Origin of the sequence: Streptomyces daghestanicus (assembly GCF_020521275.1) — a bacterium.
Lineage (GTDB): Bacteria > Actinomycetota > Actinomycetes > Streptomycetales > Streptomycetaceae > Streptomyces > Streptomyces griseoviridis.
Genome location: NZ_BNDX01000002.1, coordinates 1,110,109 through 1,126,497 on the forward strand (window position 1 = coordinate 1,110,109; position 16,389 = coordinate 1,126,497).

The 16,389-nt window shown below is 72.8% G+C and carries 12 protein-coding genes; 4 read left to right on the plus strand and 8 right to left on the minus strand.

What is annotated here, in order from left to right:
* Window positions 1-43: 43 nt before the first annotated feature.
* Window positions 44-436, plus strand: coding sequence for a winged helix-turn-helix transcriptional regulator (locus tag Sdagh_RS04840; protein WP_189422099.1), 393 nt, complete (start codon window positions 44-46; stop codon window positions 434-436).
* On the opposite strand, the gene Sdagh_RS36420 is transcribed toward Sdagh_RS04840, so the two are convergent.
* Genes Sdagh_RS36420 through Sdagh_RS04870 form a run of 5 tightly spaced genes read right to left on the minus strand, consistent with a single transcriptional unit; the run spans window position 403 to window position 7,006 of the window.
* On the minus strand, window positions 403-3,219 hold the full coding sequence (locus Sdagh_RS36420) for a helix-turn-helix transcriptional regulator (protein ID WP_190077808.1): 2,817 nt from the start codon (window positions 3,217-3,219) through the stop codon (window positions 403-405). The genes Sdagh_RS04840 and Sdagh_RS36420 overlap by 34 nt on opposite strands.
* 35 nt (window positions 3,220-3,254) lie before the next feature.
* Window positions 3,255-4,328: an LLM class flavin-dependent oxidoreductase gene (locus Sdagh_RS04855; RefSeq protein ID WP_190077809.1), complete on the minus strand. Its 1,074-nt coding sequence runs from the start codon at window positions 4,326-4,328 to the stop codon at window positions 3,255-3,257.
* Window positions 4,328-5,263: an ABC transporter substrate-binding protein gene (locus Sdagh_RS04860; protein ID WP_189422096.1), complete on the minus strand. Its 936-nt coding sequence runs from the start codon at window positions 5,261-5,263 to the stop codon at window positions 4,328-4,330. The genes Sdagh_RS04855 and Sdagh_RS04860 overlap by 1 nt, the downstream gene beginning before the upstream one ends.
* Window positions 5,264-5,282: 19 nt before the next feature.
* Entirely contained in the window at window positions 5,283-6,035 is a 753-nt protein-coding gene (locus Sdagh_RS04865) for an amino acid ABC transporter ATP-binding protein (RefSeq protein WP_190077837.1), read from the minus strand.
* 8 nt (window positions 6,036-6,043) lie between these two features.
* Entirely contained in the window at window positions 6,044-7,006 is a 963-nt protein-coding gene (locus Sdagh_RS04870; RefSeq protein WP_189422095.1) for an amino acid ABC transporter permease, read from the minus strand.
* 194 nt (window positions 7,007-7,200) lie between these two features.
* Between Sdagh_RS04870 and Sdagh_RS04875 the strand changes: the two genes are divergently transcribed.
* Both Sdagh_RS04875 and Sdagh_RS04880 read left to right on the plus strand, forming a co-directional pair.
* On the plus strand, window positions 7,201-7,686 hold the full coding sequence (locus Sdagh_RS04875) for a GNAT family N-acetyltransferase (protein WP_189422094.1): 486 nt from the start codon (window positions 7,201-7,203) through the stop codon (window positions 7,684-7,686).
* Window positions 7,683-9,548, plus strand: coding sequence for an FAD/NAD(P)-binding protein (locus Sdagh_RS04880; RefSeq protein ID WP_226534579.1), 1,866 nt, complete (start codon window positions 7,683-7,685; stop codon window positions 9,546-9,548). The genes Sdagh_RS04875 and Sdagh_RS04880 overlap by 4 nt, the downstream gene beginning before the upstream one ends.
* Window positions 9,549-9,555: 7 nt before the next feature.
* Here Sdagh_RS04880 and Sdagh_RS04885 read toward each other — a convergent pair whose 3' ends face one another.
* The 3 genes from Sdagh_RS04885 to Sdagh_RS04895 all read right to left on the minus strand — a co-directional run bounded on the left by Sdagh_RS04885 (window position 9,556) and on the right by Sdagh_RS04895 (window position 15,690).
* Window positions 9,556-12,483 carry an ATP-binding protein gene (locus Sdagh_RS04885; RefSeq protein WP_190077810.1) on the minus strand — a complete coding sequence of 976 codons (2,928 nt, stop codon included), beginning with the start codon at window positions 12,481-12,483 and terminating at the stop codon, window positions 9,556-9,558.
* A 289-nt stretch (window positions 12,484-12,772) separates the two neighbouring features.
* On the minus strand, window positions 12,773-14,530 hold the full coding sequence (locus Sdagh_RS04890; RefSeq protein ID WP_189422092.1) for an HAD-IA family hydrolase: 1,758 nt from the start codon (window positions 14,528-14,530) through the stop codon (window positions 12,773-12,775).
* Window positions 14,527-15,690: a DegT/DnrJ/EryC1/StrS family aminotransferase gene (locus Sdagh_RS04895; protein ID WP_189422091.1), complete on the minus strand. Its 1,164-nt coding sequence runs from the start codon at window positions 15,688-15,690 to the stop codon at window positions 14,527-14,529. The genes Sdagh_RS04890 and Sdagh_RS04895 overlap by 4 nt, the downstream gene beginning before the upstream one ends.
* A gap of 223 nt (window positions 15,691-15,913) precedes the next feature.
* Here Sdagh_RS04895 and Sdagh_RS04900 point away from each other — a divergent pair, with 223 nt between their 5' ends.
* A complete protein-coding gene (locus Sdagh_RS04900; protein ID WP_189422090.1) occupies window positions 15,914-16,348 on the plus strand; it encodes a type II 3-dehydroquinate dehydratase in 435 nt (144 codons plus the stop codon).
* Window positions 16,349-16,389: the final 41 nt, after the last annotated feature.

Below are 16,389 nucleotides of genomic sequence, written 5' to 3' on the forward strand. Positions count from 1 at the left end.
ACACCGGGCTGGCACCATGGGAGGTGGGGGAAGGAGCTGTCCCATGCCGCAGGTGAAGACGGAAGCGCCGCACGAGATCGTCGGCGAGGCATGTCCGGTGCGCGAGGTGCTGGACCGCGTGGCCGGCAAGTGGAGCATCCTGATCATCGTCGCCGCGGCCCGCGGCCCGGTGCGGTTCACGGAGCTGGAGCGGTCGATCGAGGGCATCAGCAGGCGGATGCTCACGCTCACCCTGCGGAACCTGGAGCGGGACGGCCTGCTCACCCGCACGGTGTACGCCACCGTCCCGCCCCGGGTCGAGTACCGGCTCACCGACATGGCGCAGGAACTGCATCAGTCACTCCTCTCGCTCACCGACTGGGCCACCCGGCACCGCGAAGAGATCTCCGCCGCGCGGCACGCCTACGACGCCGAGCGCTTGGTCGACGGCCGCTGAGCGTGCCGCTGACGCCCGTGCAGGGTGGTGGTGCCCAGGTCGGCCGGGAGATCCCGGCGGCGCTTGATGTCGAGTTTCCGGTAGATCCTGGTCAGGTGCTGCTCCACGGTGCTGGCCGTGATGTAGAGCTTCGCCGCGATCTCCCGGTTGGTGTAGCCGAGCACGGCCAGGTGCGCGACGCGTCGCTCCGCCTCCGTCAGCCGGCTGCCGTCGTCTTCGCAGGACACCGACGTGTCCGAGGTCCCCTGGAAGGCGAGCAGTTCCTCGCCCAGCGGCGCCGCCCCGCAGGACGTGGCGAGATACCGGGCCCGGCGCAGCGTCGTCCTGGCCCGGCGGTTGTCGGCCAGGGCCGAGTAGGCGTAGCCGAGGTCGGCCAGGCCCCGCGCCTGCTCGTACTGCTCCCCGTACTGTTCGAACAGCTCGACGGCCTCCAGCAGCAACTGCGGTCGCCGCTCGGGAGTGCTGACCGCGGCGAGCATCCGCAGCGACCGGCCCCGAGCACTGCCGACGCCGCCCGAGGCGTCCGAGCAGGCCAGCTCCTCCCGGACCAGGCGGCGCGCCCGGTCGTCGTTGCCCAGCCGCAGCCACGCCTCGGCGGCGCTGGTGCGCCAGGGGACCGGCGCCGCGGCCTCCAGCCCCAGGGCCGGGACCAGATCACCGCAGGCCAGAAAGTCGGCGAGCGCGGCGTAGGCCCGCTGGACGGCGAGGTGGTAGGTGCCGCGGGCGTGCAGGTAGTAGAGGCCGAAACGGCTCTGGGACATCGCCTCGGGCGGGGAGAACGCCAGGTACCGTTCGGCCGTCTCCGTGTCGCCCGACCGCACCGCCGCCGTGATCAGGGTGCCCAGCGGGAACCCGACGGCCACCCCCCAGGCGTGGGCCGGCAGCAGGGTGAGGGCCTCCCGCGCCGTCCGCAGCGCGTCTTCCAGATCGCCGCGGCGCAGCAGCGCCTCCGCGCGCAGGCTCGCCAGTACGGCGTGCCAGGTCGGTGCCTCGTCCTCGCCGCCGGCCGCGCCCAGCGCGGCACACCGCTGCAGCACCAGGTCGTAGCGGCCCAGGTCGAGCAGGCCGAGCAGGGCGAGGGCCGCGGTCTCGTGCGCCCACGCCGGGTTGCCGCGGGAACGGAGGTTGCGCAGGGACCGCTCCAGTGCGGCCGCCCGGTCGCCGCCGCCACCGCTCACCAGTTGGTCGCAGAGTGATCCGGCCAGCGCCAGCCACGGGTCGTTGCCGGCCGGTGTCGCCAGGGCGCGGCCGGCGGCCGGGGGGCCGCCGAACGCGGCTCGGGCGGCCGGCTGGGTCCGCCGGTGCGCGAACCGGGGGTGGGAGAAGGCCAGCCAGGAGTCGAGGTGGCGGACCTCCTGCGCCAGCGGGGCGTCCGAGGCGGCCGCCTCGCGCAGCCGGCCGAGCACCGCGGCGGCGTCCGTGTGCCGGCCGTGCCACAGGAGTTGCCGCACGAGGTCCGGCAGGCAGTCGTCACCGAGGTCTCCCGTCCGCGCCGCGGCCACCAGGGGCGTCAGGTGCCCGGCCGCGGCCGACGGACTGACCCGCCACCGCGCGTCGGTCAGCTTCGCCAGCACGGCGGCGCGGTCGGCCGGGTCGGGGCAGGCTTCGTGTGCCAGCTCCAGATAGCGGGCGGCACGTTCGTTCCGTTCGGCGAGCAGTTCCTGTTCCGCGGCCTCGACGAGCACCGGCACCGCCCAGGGCTCCACCCGCCGGCGTGCCTGCGCGAGGTGGCACGCCACCGCCGACGCCGGTTCCCCGAGACCGTGCAGCAGCCGTGCCGCGCGCTGGTTGAGGGTGGCGCGTTCGGCGCCGGTCACGGTGGAGAGGACGGCCTCGCGGGCCGCCGGGTGTGGCAGCCGGCCGTCCCGCAGGAGACCCGTCGCCGTCATCGCGGCGATCGCGCGCTCCACCGACGCGGACCCGGTCAGGGTTCCGGTGCCCGTCTCGTGCTCCTGGTCGAGGCCGGTGAGCCGGGCGACCCGCTCCGGAGTGCCGCGCCCGCCCAGGACGGCCAGCGCCTGCGCGGTGCGCAGCACGGCCGGCTCCCCGCGCCGCAGCAGCCCGACCACGGCCGCGCCGTACCCCCGGGCGGTGACGTGGTCGCGGCCGTTGCGGCCGCCGCGACGGACGTCCTCGGTCAGCGCGTCGAGCAGCCGCAGGTTGCCGCCGCTGATCCGGTGGAACTCGGTCGCGAGCCGGGCCGTGTCGGGCCGCGGGCCGAGGCGGTCCGCCAGCAGGGCGGCCGTGCCGTCCTCGGACAGCGGTTCCACCTCCAGGCGGTGGGTCCCCGGTCCGCACGGCAGTTCGGCGGTGAACAGGGGCGGTGCCTGCCCGTCGTCCCGTTGGGAGGTCACCACCAGCAGGACCCGGGCCGCTCCCAGCCGGCGGGCCAGGTACAGCAGGCTCTGTGCCGACTCGGCGTCGGCGTGGTGGATGTCGTCGACCGCGACGACCAGCGGCGCCCGCGCCGTCAGGCGCAGGATCTGCCGGCAGAACTCGTGGTAGCCCGGTACCGCCTGATCGGCCAGGGCGCCCGGCGCCGGAATGCTGAGCAGGAGCTGGCTGAGGACGCTCCCGGCCAGGTCCTTCTCCACCGGCGAGCACGAGGCCCGCATGACCAGCAGGCCCGCCCGCTCCGCGTCCTCGACGGCCTGGCGCAGCAGGGCCGTCCTGCCGCTCGCCGCCACGCCCTCGATCAGCAGCACCTGTCCCCGGCCGGCCAGACATGCACCGACGAGCGACTTCAGCAGTGATTTGTGTTTCTCACGTTCCAGTAAAAGCATGACGTCTCCCCCAGAGTGAACGTGGTAACGCGGAATCAGACTGAAGCGCCAAAGAGCCGGGCGCGCAGTGGAACACGGGGCGCGTCGTCCAGCAGACCCCGTTTACGCAGACACGGCACCACGGTTTCCACCACCGCGGTGAGGTCGTCGGACAGCACGGCCGGGCGAATCCGGAAACCGTCGACCCCGCCGTCTCTGTGCCATTCCGCCATGAGGTCCGCCAATTGTTCCGGCGTTCCGGTGAAGGTGGCGCAATCGGAGGTGAACGGTATCCAGCGGTCGAGGCGGTCCCTGCGCTCGGCCGCTTCGGACTCGGTCCCCGCGACCACCACGTCGAGGTCGGCGAGGACGGCGAGCGGCGCCCGTGCCCTTCCGAGGGCCGCGCACAGCCCGTCCAGTTCCTCGCGGACGGCGTCGACGTCGGCACGGCTGAACGGGGTGACGAAGACGAGGTCGGCATGGCGCGCGGCAAGCCGGAAAGGCGTGCTGAAGTGGGCCAGGACCGCGGTCATCGGCGGACCGGAGGACGGCGTCGGCACCCGGGCGTGCCCGGACACCGCGAGATGGTCTCCCGACAGATCGACGGCGTGCGAACTGAGCACGGACTCCTCCCGCCGGCTGTCCCAGAACGCGGCGACCGAGGCGACGAACTCCTCGGCGTGGGCGAAGCGTTCCTCGGTGAAGGCGGCGTAGCGTTCCGGATCGGCGGTGGCCCGGCGCCGTTCATCGTCGCTGAGCGCCACCCGGGGACGCCAGCCGCCGCGGCCCCCGGCGATGCGGTCCAGGGTGACCGCCCTGGCCGCCGTCGCCGCCGGCTCGCCCCGGGCGACACCGGTGGGGAACAGGGCGATGCGCGAGGTCCGGCAGGCCGCCAGGGTGAGGGCCAGCCAGGCATCGAGGGAACCGTGGGCGTGCCCCGGCTCCGGGGTGGCGGGAACCTGGTCGTCGAGGGTGACCAGGTCCAGTCCGCCCTGCTCGGCGAGGCGCGCGAGCGCCACGACGCGTTCCGGGTCGAACAGCGCCTCGGGAGGCGTGCCGGTCAGCCGCCAGGCGGCCGGGTGGGCGCCGAGACCGTCGAGCGCGGCCCCGAGGTACAACGGGGTCCGCATCAGGCGCCCTCCCCGACCGACGGATTGACCAGCGACTCGCTGATCTTCTGGTCGCCCAGGCCCCAGCGGTCCAGCACCTTCTGGTACTTGCCGTCACGGATCAGCTCGTTCACGGCCGCCGCGACCGCCTTCGCCGTTCCGTCGTTCTTGCGGCTCATGGCGCCGACCTGGCTGTCGATGGTGTCCGTCACGCTGTCCACCACACCGACCAGCTCCGTCTGGCCGGTGGTCTCGGCGTGGTAGACGACACTGGAACTGGGACCGACGTAGACGTCCACCCGTCCCGACTGGAGCGCCAGGTAGTAGTCGGACGCCTTCTGGTAGTACTGGATGTCGATCGCGGGGCGCCCGGCCTCGCGGTTCTCGGCGCTCCACTCCAGCATGATCTTCTCCTGGGTCGACCCGGAGGCCAGCGCGACGCTCTTGCCCGCCAGATCGGCCGGCTCGTCGACCTTCAGGTCGCTGCCCTCCCGCGCCTCGAAACCGAGGCGGTCACGGCGGTAGCTGGCGAAGTCGTACGTCTTCATCCGCTCCTCGGTGACCGAGATGTTGGAGAACGCCACGTCGTACTTCCCGCTGTCCACGCCCAGGAACATGTTCTCCCATGAGGTGATCTCACGGTCCGGCTTCAGACCCATCACCCCCGCGACCAGGACGGCGATGTCCAGTTCGAACCCGATGGGAGTCTTGTTGTCGGTCGCGTAGCAGCTCAGCGGTGGTGTGTTGTCGATCGTGCCGCCGATGTGCAGGACACCGGCCCGGCGCACGCGCTCGGGCACCAGCGCGGCGACCTCGTCGACCTCGGTGGCGGTGAGCCGCTTCTGCTGCGGGGTGAGATTGAGGCCGGAACTCGTGGCGGCCGTCGGCTCCTTGCCGTCGGCGCACCCGGTCAGCAGGAGCAGGAACACCCAGCCACCCGCCAGGAATCGACGCATTGGTTGTCTCCGTGTGGGATCAAAGGATCTTGTTGAGGAACGCGCGGGTGCGCTCGTGTGCCGGAGTCCTGAGCAGTTGCTGCGGCGGCCCCTGCTCCACGACCCGGCCGTCGGCCATGAAGACCACCTGGTCGGCGACCTCCCGGGCGAAGCCCATCTCATGGGTGACCACGATCATGGTCGTGCCGGTGGCGGCCAGCGACTTCATGACGTCCAGGACCTCGCCGACCAGCTCGGGGTCGAGTGCCGAGGTCGGCTCGTCGAACAGCAGCAGCTTCGGTTCCAGGGCCAGGGCGCGCGCGATCGCGACGCGCTGCTGCTGGCCGCCGGAGAGCTGACGCGGATGGGCGTCGGCCTTGTCCGCGAGCCCGACCCGCTCCAGGAGTTCGCGGGCGAGCGGGTACACCTCCTTGGCGGGACGGCCCTGCGCGGACCGGGGCGCCTCGGCGACGTTGTCGAGGACGGTGAGATTGGCGAACAGGTTGAAGTCCTGGAAGACGAACCCGATGCCGGTCCGCTGCCGCAGGACCTCCCTCTCCCGCAGCTCGCGCAGGTGCTTGCCCGCCCGCCGGTACCCGATCAGCTCCCCGGCGACCAGGACCAGGCCGCGGTCGGCCTTCTCCAGGTGGTTGATCATCCGCAGCAGGGTCGACTTGCCGGCGCCCGACGGGCCGATCAGTACCGTGACCTCTCCCGGTTTCACCACCAGATCGACACCCTTGAGCACGCTGGTGGCGCCGTAGCTCTTGTGCACGTCGACGATCTCGACCATCGGGGTGTTCACCGCGCCGCCTTCCCCGTACCGGAGAGCGCCGCGCGCAGCCGTTGCCGCGGTGTGGGGGGAAGGGCCCGGGACCCGCCGCGCGCGAACCGCCGCTCCACGTAGTACTGGAGGACGGAGAGCAGCCCGGTGAGGATCACGTACCAGATCGTGGCGACCATGACGAGGGCGACCACGCGGCCGTTGCGGCCGTAGATCACCTGCGTCTGGTAGAAGAGGTCGCCCAAGGCCATCACGGACACGATCGACGTGCCCTTGAGGAGCGATATCAACTCGTTGAAGGCATTCGGCAGGATGGACCGCATCGCCTGGGGCAGCACGATCCGGGAGAGCTGGCGCCGGCGGGGGATGCCCAGGGCGGCCGCCGCCAGCACCTGGCCGCGGTCGACCGAGATGATGCCGGAACGGATGATCTCCGCCGCGTACGCCGCCTGATGGAGCGCCAGTCCGAGCACGGCCGCGCCCATGGGCCCGACCAGGCGCATGGTCGGCACGGAGACGAGCTCCGGCCCGAACGGCACGCCGAACGACAACCGGTCGTACAGGTAGGCGAGATTGAACCAGAACAGCAGCTGGACGATGAGCGGGACCGAACGGAACACCCACACGTACAGCCAGCCCACCGAGGCCGGCAGCCAGCTGCCGGACAGACGCATCAGCGCGATGACCAGTCCCAGCGAGAAGCCCAACGCGGTGCCGTACGCGGTGAGTTCCAGCGTCAGGCCGAGCGCCCGCATGATGCTGCCCTCGACGAAGAACTCCCGGAACACCGGCCATTCCCACCCCGGGTTGGTCACCAGCCCGTGCAGGAACTGCGCGAGGAGCACGAGCAGGAACGCGCTGGCGAGCCAGCGGCCGGGTCTGGGCGCGGGGACCCGGCGCAGGGCCAGCAGCTCGTGGGCGCCGCGTCGGCCCGATGTGTCCACCACATCGCCGGTGGCGTGAAAGGACGCAGATGTCATCAGTACTTCCCCGTTGCGACATGGCGTGGTCCGACCCGGTCGTGCTCGAACCTAAAGAGGACGGCGATCACGTTTCAACGGCCGCAGACGGGCAGTTCGCCCGGAGTTACCGGGCGGTGGGCGCGCCCACTGGCCGGTTACCGAGGGCTCATACGCGGTTGACCGGAGCAACCCGGATTGGTCGACTGGGGCGCATGGAACCGACGTGGGACGCGGCGCGGATCGAGGTGCACCGGGTGCCGGCCGACGACCCCCGGGTCGCGCCGTTGCACCTGGGCCTGACCGAGGAGTACGTGGCCCGCTACGGACCCTCGGCCCACGACGAGATGAGCCGCTCCGCACGGGACGAGTTCGCCCCGCCCCACGGCGGCTTCCTGGTCCTCACCCTCGACGGCGAGACCGTGGCCGGCGGCGGCTTCCGCCGCCATGACGCCGAGACCGCGGAGCTGAAACGGATCTGGACCCACCCGCGCCGCCGCCGGCTCGGGCTGGCCAGCCGCGTCCTCGCCGAGATCGAGCAGGCCGCGCGGCGGCTGGGATACCACAGGCTGTACCTGACGACCGGTCCCCGGCAGCCGGAGGCGAGCGGACTGTACGGCTCCGTCGGCTACCGCCGGGTGCCCTGCCGTCCGGCGCCCGCCGACGGCAGGCCCGCGCTCTGCTTCGAGAAGGCGCTGTGACGCCGGTGACGGTGGTGATCGTCGGTGCCGGACCGAGCGGCGTCTCGGTACTGGAGCGGCTGGGCGCCAACGCCGCCGAACTGCTCGGCGAGCGGCCCCTGGACGTGCACCTGATCGACCCGTGCCGGCCGGGCCCGGGACGGGTCTGGCGGCACGACCAGTCACCCCTGCTGATGCTCAACACGATGGCCGCGCACGTCACCATGTTCACCGACGCCGGTGTGACCTGCGCCGGGCCGATCCGGTCCGGGCCCTCGCTGCACGACTGGGCCCGGCAGCGGGGGAAGGGCGTCGACGACCCCGGCGTGGCCCGGGAACTGGAGAACCTGTCCGAGACCTCGTACCCCACCCGCCGGCTCCAGAGCCACTATCTGACCTGGGTGTTCGAACGGGCGGTGGCCGGCCTTCCCCCCGGCGCCCGGTTCCACCACCACCGCGACCGGGCGGTCGACGTGCGCGACCACGGCGGGCGCCAGCGGGTCGTGCTCGCGGGCGGAGGGGCCGTGGAGGCCGACGCCGTGGTGCTCGCCGTCGGGCACCAGGAGGTGGAGCTCTCGCCCGATCAGAAGGCCATGGCCGCCCACGCCGAGCGCCACGGACTGTGCTACCTCCCGCCGGGCTACACCGCCGACCAGGACCTCTCCGTCCTGCGGCCCGGCGCCCGGGTCCTCGTACGCGGACTCGGCCTGGCCTTCGTCGACCTGATGGTGCTGGTCACCGAGGGACGCGGGGGCCGGTACACCGAGGACGGACCGGACGGCCTGCGGTACCTGCCGAGCGGCGAGGAGCCGGTGCTGTACGCCGGTTCCCGGCGCGGAGTGCCGTTCCCGCCCAAGCCGGCCTACGCGCTGTCCTCCCCGCCCCCTCCGCCCGGGTTCTTCGATCCGGAGCGCGTCCTGCGCGAGACACCCGGGCGACTGGAGTTCTTCCGCGACGTGTGGCCGCACGCGGCCAAGGAGATCGGATGGGGTTACTACCACGAACTGTTCACCGCCCACCCCGACCGGGTGCGGTGCGGTCTCGACGCGTTCGCGGAACAGTACGCAGCGGCCGCCTGGGACAGCCGTGAGCTGCGTGACCTGCTGCGGCGCACGGTCGTGGACCCCGCCGACGTCCTGGACCTCGCCGCCCTGGACCGTCCCCTCGGCGAGGCGGCGTTCCCCGACCGGGCCGCTCTGCGACGAGGCGTCGGCGGGTATCTGCGTACCGCCCTGGAGCGCCGGTCCGACCCCCGGCACAGCGCGCACCTGGGCGCCGTCCACGGGCTGCTGTCGGTGTTCGGCCGGCTTCCCGCCCTGCTGGACGGCGGCCGGTTCTCGCTCCGCTCGCGCGCGGCCGACGTGGACGGATGGTGGGCGGGCTTCTTCAACCATCTGGCCAGCGGCCCGCCGCCGGGCCGGATCCGCGAGCTGATCGCCCTGGCCGAGGCCGGTGTGGTGCGGTTCGTCGGACCGGACATGTGGGTGCGCGCCGCCGCCGGCCGGTTCGAGGCGGGCAGCCCCGCCGTGCCGGGCGATCCGGTGACCGCCGGGGCACTGGTCGAGGCCCGGCTGCCCGTCGGTGCCCTGCCCGCCAGCAGGGACCCGCTGCTCCGGTCCCTGTACGCGCGCGGCGGACTGTGGGAGAGCGGCGGCACGGAGGACGGGTTCCGCCACCGCACGGGGCTGGCCGCGGTGGACGGCCGGGACGGCGCCGTGCTGGACGCGGCGGGCCGAAGGCACCCGCGGCGGTTCGCGCTGGGCCCCTTCACCACCGCCCTCGCCGGCGGGAACTTCACCCGTCCCGGCGCCGACCCGGTCTCCTCACGCCTCACCGACGCGGTGGCCCGTTCCGCCCTGGCCGCCGCCGTGTCACCGGGGTGACCGCGTGTCAGACCGGAGACTTCGCGTCCTCGTACAGCCGGCGCCGCAACACCTCCCACCGCGGGTCACCCGTGGCGCAGAACTCCAGCGCCGAGCGGTAGCAGTACCGGGCGGCCCCGGGCACCCGCCGCCGCTTCGCCTGCTGCCCCGCGCCGATCAGGATGTCGCAGACGTGCGCGGAGATGTCCTTGACGGACAGGTTCGCGTCGCGGGTGTGGCCCACCGCCTGCCGGCAGTGGTGGACCAGCAGCGTCAGCGGCCGGTTGGAATGGTCCGCCAGCCACTGCGCGGCCCTGCGGTGCTTCTCCGCCCGCCGGGCGTGGGACATGCGCGAGTACGCGACCGCGCCGACGAGCTTGTGGACGAAGTCGTACTCGACGGAGCCGAGTTCCGGCCCCAGCCGGCAGCGCTGGAGGAACTCGCGCCGCTCCAAGGACCTGAGGCACTCCTGGATCTCCTCGGGGTCCCGGTCGCTGAGCGCGGCCAGCTCCAGCTCGTAGAAGGGGCTGCCGAACAGGGACGCGTCGTAGAGCAGTGACTTCTCCGCAGCCGGCAGGGTGTCGAGCCGCGCCGAGATGATGCCGTGCACCCGGGGCGGCACCGGCGGCTCGGCCCCGGAGCGCCGCGGACGGACACACGCCGACCGCGGTGGATCGTCGTCCGCCGCGCCGTCCAGCGTGCGGGCGTACTCCAGCGCGAACAGCGGGTTGCCGCCGGACTGCTCCGTCAAGGTGGCATACGACTCGGCCCCGTGCGCGCCCGATCCGGGGCGGGCCACGCTGCTCAGCAGGGCCTCGATGCCCGTGCGGGAGAGCGGTTCCAGGCTCATCGTGGTGGCGTTGCGCCGCCCGCTGGCCCAGTACGGCGAGCGGTTGACCAGCTCGGGCCGGGCCGTGACGACGACGAGCAGGGGGAGGCTGCCGACGTTCTCGGTGAGGTCGCCGACGAACTCCAGCAGCGCGTCGTCGGTCCGGTGGAGGTCCTCCAGGATGATCAGCAGCGGCTCGCGCACCGCCAGTTCCTCGACGAACCTGCGCCACGCGGTGAACACCGCCTGCCGACGCTCCGGGTCGGCCAGCGCGTGCCGGCCGGGTTCGTCCCCGGTGGCCGCGCAGAGCAAGGGGCGCAACGCGTCGGCCAGCTGGGCCGAGATCGGTCCGGTGCCCACGAGGTCGGTCACCGCGGCGTCGAGCCTGCCGTTCTGCTCCGGCGCCGGGTCGTCGTCCTTCGTACCGAGGTAGGCGCGCACCACGCCGGCCAGCGCGGTGTACGGCTCCTTGGGCCCCAGCGCCCGGTTGCAGCCCACCAGGCAGCCCATCCCGGGCCGCCCGGTGACGTCCCGGCGCAGCTCATGCATGAGCCGGCTCTTGCCGATGCCCGCCACACCGAGCACGGTCACCAGGTGCGGACGCCTGCTGCGCCGGACCTCCTCGACCCACCAGCGCAACTGCTCCAGTTCGCGGTCCCGCTGGACGAACGGCAGATGGGTCCGGCTCGCCAGCGCGGGCCGCAGCGCCACGGTCACGTCGTGCCCACCGGGCCTCGCGCCGGTGGTCGCGAAGCCGAAATGCTCCGCGCAGGCCTGCCGGGTGGTGTCGCAGACCCGTACGACACCGGGGGCGGCCTCCAGGAGCAGGCCGAGTCCCGTCTCCATGAACCGGCCCGCGACGTCCACGGGCTCGTCGTCCGCCTCGGTCGCGGGCGCCCGCAGGACCAGGGCGTCCCCGCTGGAGACGGCGACCCGCAGCCGGACCCCCTGCTCGGCGTACGCGGCGACGTCCAGCGCCATCCGGACCGCCCGCAGCACGTCGTCCTCCTGGGTCTGCGCGGTGCCGAACAGGGACAGGATGACCGGACCCATGGAGCCGTGGTTCCGTCCCCCGTACAGGCAGGTCTGCTGCCGCACGGTGGAGCGGACCTGCTGGAGCAGACGGTCCAGCACCTCGGGAGGGACGGAGCAGTCCGAGGTGTCGACGCGGACGAAGACGGCCGTCACCCGCTTGTGCTCGTCCTCGGGACGGTCGGGGGAGCCGCCGGCCGTCCGTCCGGGACCGGCGGCCGTGTCCGGCGGCGTGCCGGGCGCTGCCGCCGGAGCGGACGGCTCGGCGGTCTCGGCGCCGCCGGGGGGCGGGGGAGCCGTCGTCCCCCGTGAGGCCATGCGGATCGCCGTTCCGCCGCTGACCAGCGAGGGGTCGTGATCGAGGATCGCCCGTTCCAGCTCGCGCAGTTCCGGACCGGGATCGAGACCCAGCTGCTCGACCAGGGCGGCGCGGGTGCGGCGGAAGGCGCGCAGGGCCTCGGCCTGCCGACCGGAGCGGTACAGCGCCAGCATGAGCTGCCGGCACAGGCGTTCGCGCAGGGGGTCGGTGCTGACGACGGCTTCCAGTTCGCCGATGACGTCGAGGTGACGGCCCGCGGCGAGGGCCGCGTCCATCCGGTTCTCCAGCACCGAGTGCCGGGCGTTCTGCAAGGCGGTCAGTTCCGGCCAGTCGTAGCCGTCCTCCACGAGGTCGGCCAGCGCGGGGCCCTTCCACAGAGCCAGCGCCTGGCGCAGGTGGCGGTCGGCCTCGTCCCACTGCCCGGCGGCCAGTGCCGCCCGGCCGGTCCTGGCCAGTTCCTGGAACTCGCAGTTGTCGATGGTCGCCGGGTCCGCGCGCAGCACATAGCCGGGCGCATGGGTGACCAGGAGCTTGGAGCGGTCGCCGTCGGGTTCGGCCAGGGTGCGGCGCAGGCCGGAGATCGCGTTCTGGACGATCTTCCTCGCGGTGGGCGGCGGTTCCTCACGCCACAGGGCCTGCAGGAGTCTGCTGGTCGCCACCACGGTATTCGCGTGCAACAGGAGATAACCGAGCAGGGCCCGCTGGGTGACGCTCCCCAGAGGAACGGGACGTCCCTTGTCGGTTATGTTCAGCGGCCCGAGTATGGAGAACCTCATCGAGCACCCTGTCCGTCGGGAGTTGGTGACGGACACTCCTCATTGGCTCTCATATCACCGGTCCCCCACTCGGTTGAAGCTGGCTGTCAGTCCCGCCGATGCGACTGTACGTGACAACGAACACCCTCAGGGAGAATAAACCGCAAGCGCGTTTTCTTGTCGGTCCACGGCCAACTGGCTCAAAATCATCGGGGACCGCACGCGCCCGGGGCGAGAGAACGACGGCGCTGCACAAGGAGGAGCGGAGCGTCCGCGGACCCGGCCGGAGGTCCGGCCGGGTCCGGTCGGATCAGGCCAGGGCGGCCTCGGCGGGCAGGCACAACTCGGCGAGATCGGCCGGTTTGCGCAGGGTGTGCTCGGGCGCGGCGGCGAGCAGCGACCGCTCGTCCGTCTCGCCCCACAGCGCGGCAGCCGCCGCCACGCCCGCGTCCCTGGCCGCCGCCAGGTCCGTCACCGCGTCACCGACCATGATCGCCTCCTCGGGGTCGACCCGGAGCAGGTCGAGGGCGCGCAGCACGATGTCGGGGGCCGGCTTGGGCCGGGCCACCTCGTCCGATCCGATGACGTGGTCGAACAGCGGCAGGACGCCGAGACGGTCGAGCAGCGACCTGGCCCGCCAGCCGGCCTTGCCCGTCGCCACCGCGCATTTCACGCCATGGTGGCGCAGCAGCCGCAGCAGGTCGTGGACCCCGGGGAAGAGCGTGACCCGGTCGGCCAGGCGCGCGCTCTCCCGGACGAACGGCCCCTCCATCTCCAGCGGCAGGTCCATGATCCGCATGATGTCGGGGAAGTACCGCCCGAGGTGCCGGTTGTACTCCTCGAACGGCGGCTCGCCGTCGCCGACCACCTCACGGTAGGCAAGGGTGAACGCCTGCCGCATGACCTCGAAACTGTCGACCACGACGCCGTCGAGGTCGAAGACCACCGCCCGCAGCGGCCGGTCCCGGTGCGGCACCGGTGCCGCCGGCCGCGCCGTCCGGCGCGTCGACGCCGCCGAGTCGTAGAGCCGCTCGATGGCGTCGACGTTGCGGGCGGCCTCGCGGACCGCGAGACCGCGGGAGGCGGGGTCCGCCAGCAGCGCCGGCAGGCCGTCGAGCAGCCGGTCGTACTCGGCGCCGACCGGCTCCCCGGAGACCGGTACGACCGTCTCCTGCCCGCGCCGGGTCAGCGTGAGCACCGAGTGCTCCTGGCGCGCGGGACTGAAACCGAACGTGCAGGTCAGGCTCAGCGTGCCCGTGCTGCCCTCCACGACCAGGGTGGTGACGTCGTCCGGCCGGTGCGAGGCCCAGCAGGCCGTGACCGACACGGAGGGGCCGTCGGGTGCCACCAGGAAGCCGCGCGCGGTGTCCTCGACGTCACCGGAGATCTCCGTCGGGCCGTCCTCGCGCCATCCGGCGCGCGCGGCGCCGTCGGTGAGGAAGTCGTCCGACACCGCTCCGAGGACGTGCCGGAACTTGGCGTTGCCCAGCAGCGGCCCGGCCACGTCCAGCAAGTGCCAGCCCAGGTCCATCAGTGCGCCGCCGCCGGACAGCCGCGCCTGCGTGAACCAGCCGGCGCCGCTCGGGACGCCCCGCGCCCGGACCCAGCCCAGCGAGACGTGCCGGACGGTGCCCACCGACTCCGCCAGCTCCAGCAGGGTGCGCACGTCGGTGCGGTACCGGGCCGCGCTCCCGGCCAGCAGCACCGCGCCGCCGGCCGACTCGGCGGCCGCCAGCCGGTCGGCCTCCGCCGACGACAGGCACACCGGCTTCTCCACGAACACCGGGACACCGGCGCCGAGGACCGTCTCGGCGACGGCGGCGTGCAGATGGTTGGGGACCGCGACGACGACGAGGTCCACCGTGTCCGGCGCGAGGTCCCGCACGGACGCCAGCGCCGGGAAGGCGTCCCGGCTCGCGGCCTCGCGCGCCTCCGGGTCGGGGTCCACGACCGCGACGACGCGGTACGCGGGGTGCGCGGTGAGCCGCGGCAGCCAGATGGAGCGCGCGGCCCAGCCGGCTCCCACGACCGCGACGCGCAGCGGCCCTTCGCCGGTACGCCGGCTCATGCCGTGGCCAGGGTGTCGGCGACGACGTCGGCGATCCGGTGCATCTGCTCCTCGGTGCCCAGCAGCGTGCGGTGGTGCAGCCAGATGGTGTCCTGGTGCACGGCCTCGGTGGTGGGGCACCGGGCGGCGAGTTCGTCCACGGACAGCTCCGGGGCGCCGGTCTCCCAGAAGCCGGGGCAGCGGTAGATCGCCCGGAACGCGGCGAAGGCGGGCACGCCCCGCGCGATCAGCTTGTCGACCAGGGCGTTGCGGCGCTCCTCGGTGATGCCGGGGAGCCGGAACATCATCATGTAGTGCGGGTTGCGGTCGCACCGCTCGTCGCGGCTCTGCGCCGTCACGCCGTCGATCTGGTCGAGGAGCCGGGTGAGCAGCGGCGCGCGCTCCTCGCGCAGGCTGATCTGACCGTCGAGACGACCCAGCTGGGCGCGGAGCACCGCGGCCGAGAGCTCGTTCATGCGGAAGTTGGAGCCCGACGTCTGGTGGAAGTAGCCGCGGTCGGCCGGCGGCCGCCCGCAGCTGTGCCGCAGGAACGCCTGCTCGTACTGCTCGCCCTCCGGGAACAGCACGGCGCCGCCCTCTCCGGCGGTCATCAGCTTGCCGTTCTGGAAGCTGAACGCGGCGACCGACGGGAACTCACCGACCCGGCGGCCCTGCCAGCGGGCGCCGTGCGCGTGGGCCGCGTCCTGGATCAGCGGCACGCCGCTGTCGGCGGACAGCTTCTCCAGGGCGTCCATGTCGGCGATGTGCCCGGCCATGTGCACCGGCATGATGGCGGCCGTCCTCGGCCCGATCGCGCGCTCGACGGCGGCGGGGTCGATGCAGAAGGTGCCGGGGTCGATGTCGACCGGCACGGCGACGGCGCCGAGACGCTGCGCGGCCTGGGACGACGAGATGAAGGTGAACGCCGGCACGATCACCTCGGTGCCCGGACCCACCCCCAGCACCTGGAGCGCGAGTTCGAGGGCATGGGTGCCGTTGGTCACCGCCAGCGCGTGCTCGGCGCCGTGATACTCGGCGAACTCGCGCTCGAACTCGGTGACTTCGCTGCCCCCCATGCGCCACCACTGGCCCTGCTCCAGGGCGCGGAGGAGATTGACGCGCTCGGCGTCGTCGAACTGCGGCCAAGCCGGGAATTCCGGAACGTCTCGGGAAATGCTCACGGTCCCTGTCCTTTACTCACTGGAGAAGTTCTTCGACGGAGGGATATGCCTCTCGGGAAGCGGCGGGAGTGGTCGACCGCGCGCTTGTCGAAAATACCTGACGTGAACTCGGTGGCCCACCCCCTACAACCCCCCTGTGTCCAGTCCGTTTTTCCACGGTTTCGCGCCCGGTATATCTGGGGCTAGAAATGGGGTGAGCATCGTCGATTGAAAAGGTGGTGTCATGAGCCGGCTGCTGCTGCTCAACGGCCCCAATCTCGGCATCCTCGGCCGCCGTGAGCCGGAGATCTACGGGACCGACACTCTGGCCGACATCGAGAAGGCCGTGGCGGAGGAGGTCGCGGACCGGGGCTGGACGGTGTCCAGCGTCCAGGACGACTCGGAGGGCACCCTCGTCCGGGCGGTCAACGACCACCCCGACACCGTCGGCGCGATCGTCAACCCGGGCGCCCTGATGATCGCCGGCTGGAGCCTGCGCGACGCGTTGGCCGCCTACCCGCGCCCCTGGATCGAGGTGCACCTCTCCAACGTCTGGGCGCGCGAGTCGTTCCGGCACGAGTCGGTCATCGCACCGCTCGCCGGGGGAGTCGTGGTGGGTCTCGGGGCGTACGGGTACCGCCTGGCGGCGAAGGCACTGCTGCACCTCGTCCCCGAGTGACGCCCGAGGGCGGCCGGGTGCCGGGGCGTCACGCCCCGGCA

What these genes read in the sequence shown, in the direction of transcription:
- Sdagh_RS04855 (WP_190077809.1), bottom strand. Translation starts at nt 4,328, where the DNA reads ATGCGGACCCCGTTGTACCTCGGGGCCGCGCTCGACGGTCTCGGCGCC.
- Sdagh_RS04840 (WP_189422099.1), top strand. Translation starts at nt 44, where the DNA reads ATGCCGCAGGTGAAGACGGAAGCGCCGCACGAGATCGTCGGCGAGGCA.
- Sdagh_RS04865 (WP_190077837.1), bottom strand. Translation starts at nt 6,035, where the DNA reads ATGGTCGAGATCGTCGACGTGCACAAGAGCTACGGCGCCACCAGCGTG.
- Sdagh_RS04870 (WP_189422095.1), bottom strand. Translation starts at nt 7,006, where the DNA reads ATGACATCTGCGTCCTTTCACGCCACCGGCGATGTGGTGGACACATCG.
- Sdagh_RS04900 (WP_189422090.1), top strand. Translation starts at nt 15,914, where the DNA reads ATGAGCCGGCTGCTGCTGCTCAACGGCCCCAATCTCGGCATCCTCGGC.
- Sdagh_RS04885 (WP_190077810.1), bottom strand. Translation starts at nt 12,483, where the DNA reads ATGAGGTTCTCCATACTCGGGCCGCTGAACATAACCGACAAGGGACGT.
- Sdagh_RS04875 (WP_189422094.1), top strand. Translation starts at nt 7,201, where the DNA reads ATGGAACCGACGTGGGACGCGGCGCGGATCGAGGTGCACCGGGTGCCG.
- Sdagh_RS04890 (WP_189422092.1), bottom strand. Translation starts at nt 14,530, where the DNA reads ATGAGCCGGCGTACCGGCGAAGGGCCGCTGCGCGTCGCGGTCGTGGGA.
- Sdagh_RS36420 (WP_190077808.1), bottom strand. Translation starts at nt 3,219, where the DNA reads ATGCTTTTACTGGAACGTGAGAAACACAAATCACTGCTGAAGTCGCTC.
- Sdagh_RS04860 (WP_189422096.1), bottom strand. Translation starts at nt 5,263, where the DNA reads ATGCGTCGATTCCTGGCGGGTGGCTGGGTGTTCCTGCTCCTGCTGACC.